An 11,871-nucleotide genomic window follows, 5' to 3' on the forward strand; every position below is an offset into this window, starting at 1 on the left:
TTGTCGGAGGGACACAATAATGGCAAACTACGCAAATCTTCCCGCACCGACGCCCGAGGGCGGCCTGAATCGCTATATGCAGGAAATCCGCAAGTTTCCTCTGCTGGAGCCGGAAGAAGAATACATGCTGGCCAAGCGTTGGGTCGAAGAGCAGGACACCGAAGCCGCGCACAAGATGGTGACGTCTCACCTGCGTCTGGCGGCCAAGATCGCCATGGGCTATCGCGGCTATGGTCTGCCGCAGGCCGAAGTGATTTCCGAGGCCAATGTGGGCCTGATGCAGGCGGTCAAACGGTTTGACCCTGAAAAAGGCTTCCGTCTGGCGACCTATGCAATGTGGTGGATACGTGCCTCGATCCAGGAATACATCCTGCGGTCCTGGTCTCTGGTGAAACTGGGCACGACCTCGGCGCAGAAAAAGCTGTTCTTCAATCTGCGCAAGGCCAAGGCCCGCATCGGTGCATTGGAAGAGGGCGACCTGCGCCCTGAAAACGTCAAGAAGATCGCCACTGATCTGGGCGTGACCGAAGAGGAAGTGATCAGCATGAACCGCCGGATGTCCGGTGGTGATGCGTCCCTGAACGCCACGGTCGGGTCCGAAGGCGAAGGCACCATGCAATGGCAGGACTGGCTTGAGGATGAGGATGCCGATCAGGCCGGTGATTACGAAGCACGCGATGAACTGGAAGCGCGTCGGGAATTGCTGGCGGCGGCTTTGGATGTGCTGAATGATCGGGAAAAGGATATCCTGACCCAGCGCCGTCTGATGGATCAGCCTGTTACGCTCGAGGAGTTGAGCACTCAGTACAACGTAAGCCGTGAGCGTATTCGCCAGATCGAAGTGCGCGCGTTCGAGAAGCTGCAAAAGAAAATGCGGGATCTGGCGCGGGAAAAAGGCATGTTGGGCGTCAGCTAACGGTTGCGCCCTTCTTGCCTCGCAGGAAGATTCTTCGCGTTCCAGCAATGACGGAAAACGCCCTCTGATGATCAGGGGGCGTTTTTTGTGAATATTGGCGGAAACTGAACCAAAGCCCTGAAACAATGGCTGAAGGTCGAAAGCTGTGTTAGGAAAAGACGTGTTTTGTCTTTGATTTCCCAGCAGAACCAGCGCTGGTAACCCCTCGGGAAGCGCGTAATTTGAAACAAGCCGAGTACGGAGGGCGCAATGCAAAAACCGGTTCAATTTGGTGTATTGGGTGCCGCGAAATTTGCCCGCGAATACATGGCCCCGGCGATACATGCCGCCAATGGCGCGCGCTTGGCTGCGCTGGCAACCTCGGATGCCGCAAAAGCAGAGCCGTTTCAGTCCTTTTGCCCGGATTTGCAGGTATTTGACAGCTATGATGCATTGTTGGCAGACGCCGGAATCGACGCAGTCTACATTCCGTTGCCCAACCATATGCATGCGGAATGGAGCCTTAAGGCTTTGAGCGCTGGCAAGCATGTTCTGTGCGAAAAGCCAATGACCATGAAGGCGGATGAATTCGACGCATTGATCCAAAAGCGGGACCAAAGCGGCCTGCTGGCCGCCGAGGCATACATGATCGTCCATCACCCTCAATGGCAGCTTGCAAGGAAACTGATCGCTGATGGTGCCATCGGCAATTTGGTACATGTGACCGGAGCGTTCAGTTTCGACAATCGCTCTGACACTCGGAACATTCGAAACCGTGCGGAAACGGGCGGCGGAGGATTGCGTGACATCGGGGTCTACGTGATCGGCGGAGCACGCTTTGCAACCGGGCAAGAGCCTGTGTCTGTGCAATCCGCGATCCGTTGGCAGGACGATATCGACATCTTTACCGAAATACGCGCCCAGTTCCCCGGATTTACCTATTCCAGCTATGTGTCCATACGGATGCATCCCCATCAAGAGATGGTATTTCACGGCGAAAGCGGTTTGGTCCGTCTGACGACCCCGTTCAATGCGCGTGTGTTTGGCGAGGCTCGGGTCGAACTGCACCGGCCGGGGCTTGAAGTTCAGGTTACCCGCTTCCCCGGAGCAGACCATTACAAGTTGCAGGTCGAGGCCTTTTGCCGATCAATCAGGGAAGTGGCGGAATTTCCCTGTCCTTTGGAATTCTCACGCGGGACGCAAGAGGTGATTGATCGTGTATTCGAGGGCGCGGTTTCACTGTAACTTGCGTTGCGGCCAACGGCTCAGCTATCCTGAGTGTCACAATTTCAGGAGATGACCGATGGCCGGAGGTTGGGCACGCGACGGCGCTGTGAGCGAACAGATCGAAGCGTCGATCTCAGATGAACTGGCGCGGATGCAGGCGAAAAAGCGGCCCCAGGGCGAAAGCCTGACCCATTGTGCCGAATGCGAGGAACCTATCCCGGAAAAGCGTCGCGTCGCGTTGCCGGGAGTAAAGCTCTGCCTGGATTGCCAGCAAGAGCGGGACGGCGCGTTCAAGGCGCGTGGCGGTGTCAATCGGCGGGGGTCGAAAGACAGTCAGTTGAAGTGATCTTGGTATGGCCGCTATGAGTCCAATTTTCGTAAGTTGGCGCGTTGCGCGGAAACAGGTAATCTGCTTTGATCTCGATGCGTAGCCAATCCTTGGGGGATTGCCAAGCATTTACACTGCACTTACCAAAATACTAACCACTGCTACCGTTCCATGCTCAGAGGTTGGCAAAGAATTTGCGTACTATGATATATACCTGCAAAAATGTTCTGGGATTTGCTTTCGCATCTCCGTTAATAACTGGCGTACTGTATATTCTGCTTATTCCAGCCTACGCATTTTTGTATTCTTTTTTTCCAAATGATTTCTATATTACGACAGCCAAGTGGGACCCAAGTCTGAGAGAGGCGGAAGAAAAGTTAGAGTCAAAAATCGGTGGTTATTTTGGCGACTGTGAAATAATAAAAAGCGGTGTTACCGTTTATGCATATGCCGACACAGCAGAAATTTTATTTATTTCGAAAATGGAAAATGTTCTGTTGGTCGGCTATCATAAATTGGTCCCAACAAAGCTATTGTCCCCTGGCGTTACAAATAGAGAGATGCACCAAAACCGACTCGATGAGTTCGTTGATGTCGAGTACAGTGGATTTGTCGTGCCCAAACATTTTTTTTGGACTCCCCTCGGTCATTCTAAGTGGGAAATTTTATCTTGGTTAGGCGGTATGGAGCGCATTTCAGGTCCCCGACTGAATGATGCAATAGATGAACTTGGAATAGAACATTGTTATCCCCCCAATGGCAGTTCAGGCATACCGAGAAAAAACCTGCCTAAACTTGATATTAGTGTGCCGTCGTTTTTGGTTGAAGAGTTTCGATTAATTGCTTCTAGCTACAACAGTGGTTTGCATGCTGGGTACGGCGGCGAATTTATTCGTTTTGTTTATTTCAGCACCGTTACAATAACCACGTTGGGATACGGAGACATCTTGCCAGTGACGGACAGGGGGCGTCTAATGGTGGCATCGGAATCGATTTTAGGTGTTGTGCTAATTGGACTGTTTTTGAATGCCGTAGCGCGAAGAAGATAGTAAAAAGCTTGATTGCCAAAGTCCGCTTAGCCCGCGCAGCGGGCATTCAACAGCCCCTTGGGCGCGACAGTGCCGAGGAAGGAGGATTTCCACAAGGCAGATGTCGCCACCCTCTGTTAAGGGCGTCTCAGCCCTCCATCGCCTCCAACTCGTCAATGAAACCAGAGATCATCGACAGGCCCTTGTCCCAGAATTTCGGGTCACTGGCATCCAGCCCGAACGGGGCCAGCAGTTCCTTGTGGTGCTTTGATCCACCTGCGCGCAGCATTTCGAAATACTTGTCCTCGAACCCGTCGGCGCCGCTGGCGTAGACCGAGTATAGCGCGTTCACCAACCCGTCGCCGAAGGCATAGGCGTAAACGTAGAAGGGCGAATGAACAAAGTGCGGGATATAGGCCCAGAAGGTCTCGTACCCGTCCATGAATTCGAATGCCGGGCCAAGGCTTTCGGCTTGAACGCTCATCCACAGGGCGTTGATGTCATCCGGGGTCAGCTCCCCTTCGCGCCGGGCGGCGTGCAGTTTGCATTCAAAGTCATAGAAGGCAATCTGGCGGACCACCGTGTTGATCATGTCCTCGACCTTGCCGGCCAGCAGAACCTTGCGCTGTTCGGGCGTTTCGGCCTGGTCCAGCATCTTGCGGAAAGTTAGCATCTCGCCGAAGACGCTGGCGGTTTCGGCCAGCGTCAGCGGCGTCGAGGACAGCATCTCGCCCTGATCGGCAGCCAGCACCTGATGCACGCCGTGGCCCAGCTCGTGCGCAAGCGTCATCACGTCGCGCGGTTTGCCCAGATAGTTGAGCATCACGTAAGGATGCACCTCGGTCACGGTGGGATGCGCGAAGGCGCCCGGGGCCTTGCCGGGTTTAACCGCCGCGTCGATCCAACCTTTCGAGAAGAACGGCGCCGCGATGTCGGCCATGCGGGGATCGAAGGCGGCGTAGGCTTCCATCACGGTTTTCTCGGCGTCCTCCCACGACACGGTGCGGGTGTCTTCCATCGGCAGCGGCGCGTTGCGGTCCCAGACCTGCATCACATCCAGCCCCAGCCACTTTCGCTTGAGATCATAGTACCGATGGCTGAGTTTGGGATAGGCGGCCACGACCGCCTCGCGCAGGGCTTCGACCACTTCGGGCTCGACATCGTTCGACAAGTGACGCCCTGTTTGCGCGGTCGGCATCTTGCGCCAGCGATCGACGATTTCTTTCTCTTTGGCCTGCGTGTTGTGGACACGGGCAAATGTTTTGATGTTCTCCTGAAACACGCGGGCCAGTTCGCGCGCCGCGGCCTCGCGCTTGGACCGGTCCTGTTCGGTCAACAGGTTCAGGGTGCCTTCGATGTTCAGCTCTTCGCCGTCCACCGTAAAGGTCAGCCCGGCGATGGTTTCGTCGAAAAGACGCTCCCACGCGTCGCCGACAACGCCCAGATCGTGCAGGAATTTTTCCAGCTCGTCCGACAGCTGATAGGGCTTCATCGCGCGGATGCGCCGGAACACGGGCTCGTATCGGGCAAGATCCGGGTTGGCAGCAAAATGCGCCCCAAGCACATCATCTTCGATCCGGTTGATCTCGAGCGTGAAAAACACCAGAGGCGTTGTGAACACGGTGATCTTTTCCTGCATGTCCGACAGGAACTTGGCCCGCTCTGCGTCGGTGGTCAGTTGGTAATAGCGCAGACCGGCAAAGGACATGATACGGCCTGCGACGGCGTTGATCTTTTCATTGCGCTGAACGCAGGCCAAAAGGGCCGCAGCGTCCAGCTCTGCCAGCTTGCCTTCATAGTCTGCCGCAAAGGCGGCACATTCGCCTTCCAGCCAGTCCAAGTCGCGCGCCAGTTCGGGCGCCTCTTCCGAGGCGTAGAGATCCGTCAGATCCCATTCGGGAAGATTGCCCAGATTGTCGGCACCGCCCATTGCGTTTGCGTCACGGACGGGAAAGGGAAGGTCGCGCATGGATCACCTTTTGTAGACTGCTTTGCAAACATCTAGGGTTGGCGCGCGCGGATCACAAGCGGCCAATCCCAAGGTGAAAAGGTTTACGTGGAAACCAACTTGGACGCCCCATTTGATTGGTTGGCCCGGAAATGACTGGCAAGCTGGTCCAGAACCGGGCTCCGAACGTCCGGTGCTTCCATCAGCACTTCATGTTCACCGTTCGGGATTTCGATCAATGTACCATTCGGCCAATTGGCCATGCGCGCCCGTATGGCCTTGCGATCCACGATTTGTTCGTGGCTGCCCAGAAAAGTCAGACAGGGTGTTTTTGGGGCGGGCTGTTCCATCAACCATTCGCATTCGTCCAGCGACTCGCGCAGCCAGCGGTTGGAAGGGGCACCAAGAGCCAGTTCGGGATGCGCATTCAGCTGATTTTGCATCATCCGGTACATGTCCGGGTCGCGGGTCAGCATATTCCCGTCGAAAGGTTGCGACAGGACATAGCTTTCAAGCGTCGTGGTCGGGGGGGTGCGTTCGCCAAGGCCAAGCGCGGTGCCCCAATACGCTGTAACGCGGCTCAGAGGTTTCATGACCGGAGTGAAGAAAATTCCCCACATCGGGCCGGTGAACGCGCACGCGGCAAAACACCCTTTTTCGATGACGGCACGCAACCCGATGGCACCGCCCATCGAATGCCCGACGACGTACCACGGCTTGGGCAATTCCAGAGCGTTTGCAAGGTCCAGGGTTGACTGAACATCATATTGGTAATCGGTGAAATGATCGACATGGCCGATGCGTGGGTTGTCCAGCAACCGATCCGTAAGACCCTGACCGCGCCAGTCCACGGCCAGCATCGCAAAGCCGCGCTTCGCGAATTCACCGGCGGTACTGCCATATTTTTCGATATATTCGGTGCGTCCGGGGAACATCATGACGGTGCCATGTGCGCCATCATCCGGAAGCCAGTGACCCACGCGAATGCGTTTTTGGTCAGACGTCGTCAACCAATGGGCCTTTCCACCGGCAGGTCCGCCGGCCACGTCTTCAAAAAAGGGGGCCGGCGACAACTCCATCAGGCCAGCACCGAGGCAAGCTTCATGGCAACACCCATGTCGCCGTCAATGCTCAGCTTTCCGGACATGAACGCGCCGGTCGGATTCAGCTCACCGCTGAGGATCTGTTCGAACGTCTCTGCATCAGCGCTCATGGTGACACTGGCCTCTTCATCGCTGACCCGCGCACCGTTTTCGTCCAGAACGATCGAACCCAGATCGGTAATGGCGAACTTGGCCGTGTCATCAAACGCGCCGCCATCCAGTTTTTCGTTCAGTGCGGCAGCCGCCTTTTCAAGAGTCTCGCTCATGCTTTTCCTCATATTGTTAGTGCGCCGTGAATGGACATCCCCGGTCGCAACGCTACACTGACTATTGTTATGAGCATTGCAATTCACAATCTCAAAGGTACCGTTGCGGCACTTTTTGTCCTAGTCACGTTTTCCACCAATTGTTTCGCGCAGCAGGCGGATTCACGGGACGAGGATGAGTTGCTGCAAAAACTGGCGCAGTCGACCCCGGAACAGGCAATTGCACTGGATCGGCAGTTGCAGGCGCTGTGGTCGCAATCGGGGTCTGCGTCGGCTGATCTGCTGCTGGAGCGGGGACGCGAGGCCTTGGATGAGGGCGACGTCGACGCTGCTCTGGATCACCTGACCGCGCTGACGGATCACGCGCCTGATTTCGCCGAAGGCTGGCATCTGCGCGCATCTGCCTTTTTCGGGGTCGAGCGATTTGGTATGGCAGCCGCCGATCTGGAACATGTGCTGACGCTGAATCCAAATCACTATGAGGCTATTTACGGTCTGGGTCTGATCTTTGAAGTTATCGGGGAACCTCGGAAAGCCTACGAGGCTTATTCTCGGGCGTTGTCTATACATCCTCATCACGAAGAAGTAACCAATGCCGTGAATCGGCTGAAGCCTCAGGTTGAAGGCAAGGCGCTGTAAGGCTCGGGGCAGGGGGCGAATGTGAGCGGGTCATCCCGAATCGTGGCCGTACTTGGCCCGACCAACACTGGTAAAACCCATTACGCTATCGAACGCATGCTGGGCCATCGGACCGGCGTGATCGGTCTGCCGCTGCGCCTGCTGGCGCGCGAGGTCTATGACAAGATCGTTGCGATCCGTGGGCCGTCGGTGGTGGCGCTGGTCACGGGTGAAGAACGGATCGTACCGCCCCGCGCCCAGTATTGGGTGTGCACGGTTGAGGCGATGCCGGAAGGCATGGGCGCTGATTTTGTTGCCATCGATGAGATCCAGCTCTGTGCCGATCCGGAACGGGGTCACGTCTTCACCGACCGTCTGCTTAGGTCTCGCGGCACGAACGAGACATTGTTCCTGGGCTCGGACACAATGCGTGGCCCGATTTCGGCGCTGGTCCCCCAGGCGCAGTTCGTGCGGCGAGAGCGGATGTCACAGCTGGTTTACTCGGGCTCCAGAAAGATCAGCCGGATGCCTGCGCGCAGCGCCATCGTGGGGTTCTCGGTTGAAAACGTCTATGCCATCGCCGAATTGCTGCGCCGCCAGAAAGGTGGTGCCGCGGTGGTCATGGGGGCGCTCAGCCCGCGGACCCGGAATGCACAGGTGGACCTGTATCAAAACGGCGAGGTTGATTACCTGGTTGCCACGGACGCTATCGGGATGGGGTTGAACCTGGATGTGAACCACGTTGCGTTTTCATCCCTGTCCAAATTCGATGGGCGCAGGATGCGTCCGCTTGCGCCGAACGAGCTGGCGCAGATCGCAGGCAGGGCAGGTCGCGGGATGTCGGATGGCACCTTCGGCGTAACCGGAGAGGCCCCGCCGCTGGACGAGGGCGTGGCGCAGGCGATAATGGACAGCCGGTTTACGCCGATGAAAAAGCTGAACTGGCGGAACGCCGCCCTTCGGTTCGGCTCGATTGAAGCGCTGATCGACTCGCTTGAGGTCAGCCCGGATGATGAACACCTGATCAAGGCCCGCCCTGCTGATGACCTGAACGCGTTGAAATCGCTGTCGCAAGTGACCGAGGTTGTCGCCCGTGCAAGCGACGGCCCGTCCGTCCGGTTGTTGTGGGATGTGTGCAGAATCCCTGATTTTCGCGGTATCAGCCACGCGGAACACGCCAGCTTGCTGGAGGTGATCTATGGCCATCTGCATGAACGGGGATCTATTCCCGACGAGTTCATGGCACGGCAGATCAGACGGATCGATCAGACCCACGGCGATATCGACGCTTTATCTAAAAGATTGGCATATATTCGCACGTGGACATATGTTGCGCAGCGGAAAGGGTGGGTTCGTGACGAATCACATTGGCGTGACGAAACCCGCACTGTAGAAGACAGACTGTCCGACGCTCTGCATGAGCGTCTCACGCAAAGATTTGTGGATCGGCGCACATCCGTTTTGTTGCGCCGGCTCAAACAGAAGGAGGCCCTTTTGGCCGAAGTAAATGACAAGGGTGAAGTGACCGTCGAAGGCGAATTCGTCGGTCGTCTGGAAGGGTTCCGGTTCATCCCGGACAAAAGCGCGCAGGGAACCGAGGCGAAAGCTCTGAAATCGGCGTCTCTGCAAGCACTCGCGCCGCAATTCCATCTGCGCGCCGATCGCTTCTACAACGCGCCCGATACTGAAATTGATTTCACTGATCAGGGTGGCCTGATGTGGGGTGAATACGCCGTTGGCAAGCTGGTTGCCGGGGCGGAACCTCTCAAACCTATGGTCGAAGTGTTCGTTGACGAAGCGGCGGGGCCGGATGTCGAGCAGAAAGTGCAGCGCCGTTTGCAGCACTTCATTGACCGCAAGGTGGCCGCTCTGTTCGAGCCGCTGCTGAACCTGTCCCGCGATGAGGAACTCAGCGGCCTTGCCAAAGGATTTGCTTTCCGCATGGTCGAAGCGTTGGGTATCCTGCCCCGCGCCCAGGTCGCACAAGAGGTCAAGGATCTTGATCAGGACGCCCGCGGCGCCTTGCGCAAGCATGGTATCCGGTTCGGCCAGTTCACCATTTTCATGCCGCTGCTGCTGAAACCGGCCCCCACACGTCTGCGTCTCGTGCTCTGGGCGCTGTCCAGCGGGTTGCAGGAATTCCCCGAAGCGCCGCCTCCGGGCCTGGTGACCGTGCCGGTCGCCAAGGATGCACCGCAGGGCTATGACACCATGTGTGGCTACCGCGATGCAGGCGAGCGTTCGATCCGTATCGACATGTTGGAACGTTTGGCGGACATGCTGCGCGCAGAAGACAGCCGCGGCGGATTCGAAGCCAAACCCGATATGCTGTCGATCACCGGTATGACGCTGGATCAGTTCGCAGACCTTATGCAGGGGCTGGGATACAAGGCGGAACGCGGCGAGCGGCCGAAAGTCAAACCTGCACCGGTCGAACAGCCGGCGGAAGCTGAAGCGGACAAACCGACCGCCGAAGAAGCCTCGGCAAGTGAAGTCGCGGCAGAAGAGGTCGCCGCACCCGCCGAGGCGGCAGCCGAGGCCACCGACGGCACCGAGGCGGCAGCCGAGGCTGGCGCGGACAGCCTTCCCGCAGAACCAGTGTCAGACGAACCCGAGGTTGAAGTGTTCTACACCTTCACCTGGGCCCGTCAGCGACAGCCCAATCGAGGCCCGCGCCGCGAGCAGGGGCAGGGCAAGGGCAAACCGCGCGGCAAACCGCAGGATGGCCGTGGCAAACCGCATGGCAAGAAGGGCGGCAAGCCTCAGGGCGCCAAGACCTTCTCGTCGCGGCCGCCGAAAAAGGAAAAGGCGATTGATCCCGACAACCCGTTTGCAGCCGCGCTGATGGGTTTGAAGGACGGCAACTGATCCGAAATGGCCGAGGCCAAGCTGCGGATTGACAAATGGTTGTGGCAGGCGCGGTTCTTCAAGACCCGCAGCCTGGCCGCCAAACAGGTCAGCGGCGGCCATGTCAGGTTGAACGGAAACCGGGTGCAAAAACCGGCGCAGGCCGTGGCACCGGGCGACGTTCTGACCTTTCCTCAGGGCCGTATCGTCCGCGTCGTTCGCATCGAAAAAATCGGGGATCGCCGTGGTCCGGCCCCCGAAGCGCAAGCGCTGTATTTCGATATGACCGAAAAACAGGACGTTCCGCCCAAAAATCCGGGGTTTGAAGGAAAAGGTCGCCCGACAAAGAAAGATCGCCGTTCACTTGATCTTTCTCGCACAGAAGATCGCTGATCATATCTTGAAGAGTAGGCCAGACTGAATTAGCTAAACGCTCAAACCGCAAACGGGAATCCGATCATGACCTATGTTGTCACCGAAAACTGTATCGCCTGCAAATATACCGACTGTGTCGAAGTATGTCCGGTGGACTGTTTCTATGAAGGTGAGAACACGTTGGTCATCCATCCCGACGAATGCATCGACTGCGGTGTTTGCGAACCGGAATGCCCGGCCGACGCGATCCGACCCGATACTGAACCGGGCATGGATCAATGGGTCGAATTCAATCGCAAGTACTCGGAAATGTGGCCCGTGATCGTCACCAAGAAAGATCCGCTTCCCGATGCGGAAGAACGCGACGGTGAAGAAGGCAAGATGGAGAAGTATTTCTCGGAAGCACCGGGCGAGGGTGGTTGAACGATTCGCGCTCAAACCCCTGTTTGATGCGCAAAGAACGCGGCACAACCTGTTGAAAACAGGTTGAATATAAAAATTTACCGTGGGGTAAACTTTCGGGTGTCGTATTTTTGTGATATACTTGTTTCTTGTATGATGACCGAGATTGGGATGCGCTCCACAAGTATGCTCGCTTTGGAGATTTGAATTTGTGACAATATCGCCGCCTGTCGGGGCTGAAAAAGTCCCCGCATGTGGTGTTTTTGTTGTCTGTGTCCCGTCCGCAAGCAAGGAAAAAACTGAATGACAAAGTCGAAAAAGCTCGAGTTCCGCCCGAACGACTATGTTGTCTACCCCGCCCACGGCGTAGGCCAGATCATCTCGATCGAAGAACAGGAAGTCGCGGGGTTCTCTCTGGAGCTGTTCGTCATCTCATTTGAGAAAGACAAGATGACACTGCGTGTGCCGACCAACAAGGTTACCGAATCCGGTCTGCGGTCGCTCAGCTCGCCCGACGTGATCAGTCAGGCGATGAAAACGCTGAAGGGAAAGGCAAAGGTCAAACGCGCCATGTGGTCGCGCCGTGCTCAGGAATACGAACAGAAAATCAACTCGGGCGATCTGATCTCGATTGCGGAAGTGGTCCGCGATCTGCATCGCACGGACGACCAGCGCGAGCAGAGCTATTCCGAGCGTCAGCTGTACGAAGCTGCCCTGGAACGTCTGACCCGCGAGGTCGCGGCGGTTTCCGGCACCGGCGAAGTATCCGCTGCCAAACAGGTGGACGAAGTTCTGACCTCTCGCGCTGCCTGACAGCGAGTTCAATATGACAAC

General features: G+C 57.0%; 12 protein-coding genes. 9 read left to right on the top strand and 3 right to left on the bottom strand.

What is annotated here, in order from left to right; translation table 11 throughout:
- Positions 1–19 precede the first annotated feature (19 nt).
- The 4 genes from rpoH to ACR0E2_RS01350 all read left to right on the top strand — a co-directional run bounded on the left by rpoH (position 20) and on the right by ACR0E2_RS01350 (position 3,499).
- On the top strand, positions 20–916 hold the full coding sequence (gene rpoH / locus ACR0E2_RS01335) for an RNA polymerase sigma factor RpoH (protein ID WP_171116444.1): 897 nt from the start codon (positions 20–22) through the stop codon (positions 914–916).
- 249 nt (positions 917–1,165) lie between these two features.
- Positions 1,166–2,140 carry a Gfo/Idh/MocA family protein gene (locus ACR0E2_RS01340; RefSeq protein WP_480444829.1) on the top strand — a complete coding sequence of 325 codons (975 nt, stop codon included), beginning with the start codon at positions 1,166–1,168 and terminating at the stop codon, positions 2,138–2,140.
- A 58-nt stretch (positions 2,141–2,198) separates the two neighbouring features.
- Positions 2,199–2,468 carry a DksA/TraR family C4-type zinc finger protein gene (locus tag ACR0E2_RS01345; protein WP_224855323.1) on the top strand — a complete coding sequence of 90 codons (270 nt, stop codon included), beginning with the start codon at positions 2,199–2,201 and terminating at the stop codon, positions 2,466–2,468.
- Positions 2,469–2,653: 185 nt separating this feature from the next.
- Positions 2,654–3,499, top strand: coding sequence for a potassium channel family protein (locus ACR0E2_RS01350; protein WP_480446167.1), 846 nt, complete (start codon positions 2,654–2,656; stop codon positions 3,497–3,499).
- Between the two features lie 127 nt (positions 3,500–3,626).
- On the opposite strand, the gene ACR0E2_RS01355 is transcribed toward ACR0E2_RS01350, so the two are convergent.
- From ACR0E2_RS01355 to ACR0E2_RS01365, 3 genes are all read right to left on the bottom strand, one after another.
- On the bottom strand, positions 3,627–5,447 hold the full coding sequence (locus tag ACR0E2_RS01355) for a M3 family oligoendopeptidase (RefSeq protein ID WP_480444831.1): 1,821 nt from the start codon (positions 5,445–5,447) through the stop codon (positions 3,627–3,629).
- An 83-nt stretch (positions 5,448–5,530) separates the two neighbouring features.
- Entirely contained in the window at positions 5,531–6,505 is a 975-nt protein-coding gene (locus ACR0E2_RS01360; RefSeq protein ID WP_480444832.1) for an alpha/beta fold hydrolase, read from the bottom strand.
- Positions 6,505–6,795: an SCP2 sterol-binding domain-containing protein gene (locus ACR0E2_RS01365; RefSeq protein WP_152457676.1), complete on the bottom strand. Its 291-nt coding sequence runs from the start codon at positions 6,793–6,795 to the stop codon at positions 6,505–6,507. The genes ACR0E2_RS01360 and ACR0E2_RS01365 overlap by 1 nt, the downstream gene beginning before the upstream one ends.
- A gap of 30 nt (positions 6,796–6,825) precedes the next feature.
- Between ACR0E2_RS01365 and ACR0E2_RS01370 the strand changes: the two genes are divergently transcribed.
- The 5 genes from ACR0E2_RS01370 to ACR0E2_RS01390 all read left to right on the top strand — a co-directional run bounded on the left by ACR0E2_RS01370 (position 6,826) and on the right by ACR0E2_RS01390 (position 11,850).
- Positions 6,826–7,434 (top strand): tetratricopeptide repeat protein, encoded by a 609-nt coding sequence (locus ACR0E2_RS01370; protein WP_171204570.1) that lies wholly within the window; start codon positions 6,826–6,828, stop codon positions 7,432–7,434.
- A 21-nt stretch (positions 7,435–7,455) separates the two neighbouring features.
- A complete protein-coding gene (locus tag ACR0E2_RS01375; protein ID WP_480444834.1) occupies positions 7,456–10,281 on the top strand; it encodes a helicase-related protein in 2,826 nt (941 codons plus the stop codon).
- A gap of 6 nt (positions 10,282–10,287) precedes the next feature.
- Entirely contained in the window at positions 10,288–10,653 is a 366-nt protein-coding gene (locus ACR0E2_RS01380) for an RNA-binding S4 domain-containing protein (RefSeq protein WP_480444835.1), read from the top strand.
- A 66-nt stretch (positions 10,654–10,719) separates the two neighbouring features.
- Positions 10,720–11,058, top strand: a complete 339-nt coding sequence (gene fdxA, locus ACR0E2_RS01385; protein ID WP_152457680.1) for a ferredoxin FdxA — start codon at positions 10,720–10,722, stop codon at positions 11,056–11,058.
- Positions 11,059–11,340: 282 nt separating this feature from the next.
- Positions 11,341–11,850, top strand: a complete 510-nt coding sequence (locus ACR0E2_RS01390; RefSeq protein ID WP_171116428.1) for a CarD family transcriptional regulator — start codon at positions 11,341–11,343, stop codon at positions 11,848–11,850.
- Positions 11,851–11,871 lie beyond the last annotated feature (21 nt).

This window comes from Ruegeria sp. A4, assembly GCF_056543025.1.

Excerpts from the sequence above, each read along its gene's own strand:
- ACR0E2_RS01360 (WP_480444832.1), bottom strand. The coding sequence starts at position 6,505 with ATGGAGTTGTCGCCGGCCCCCTTTTTTGAAGACGTGGCCGGCGGACCT.
- ACR0E2_RS01340 (WP_480444829.1), top strand. The coding sequence starts at position 1,166 with ATGCAAAAACCGGTTCAATTTGGTGTATTGGGTGCCGCGAAATTTGCC.
- ACR0E2_RS01345 (WP_224855323.1), top strand. The coding sequence starts at position 2,199 with ATGGCCGGAGGTTGGGCACGCGACGGCGCTGTGAGCGAACAGATCGAA.
- ACR0E2_RS01390 (WP_171116428.1), top strand. The coding sequence starts at position 11,341 with ATGACAAAGTCGAAAAAGCTCGAGTTCCGCCCGAACGACTATGTTGTC.
- ACR0E2_RS01350 (WP_480446167.1), top strand. The coding sequence starts at position 2,654 with ATGATATATACCTGCAAAAATGTTCTGGGATTTGCTTTCGCATCTCCG.
- rpoH (WP_171116444.1), top strand. The coding sequence starts at position 20 with ATGGCAAACTACGCAAATCTTCCCGCACCGACGCCCGAGGGCGGCCTG.
- ACR0E2_RS01365 (WP_152457676.1), bottom strand. The coding sequence starts at position 6,795 with ATGAGCGAGACTCTTGAAAAGGCGGCTGCCGCACTGAACGAAAAACTG.
- ACR0E2_RS01380 (WP_480444835.1), top strand. The coding sequence starts at position 10,288 with ATGGCCGAGGCCAAGCTGCGGATTGACAAATGGTTGTGGCAGGCGCGG.
- fdxA (WP_152457680.1), top strand. The coding sequence starts at position 10,720 with ATGACCTATGTTGTCACCGAAAACTGTATCGCCTGCAAATATACCGAC.
- ACR0E2_RS01355 (WP_480444831.1), bottom strand. The coding sequence starts at position 5,447 with ATGCGCGACCTTCCCTTTCCCGTCCGTGACGCAAACGCAATGGGCGGT.
- ACR0E2_RS01370 (WP_171204570.1), top strand. The coding sequence starts at position 6,826 with ATGGACATCCCCGGTCGCAACGCTACACTGACTATTGTTATGAGCATT.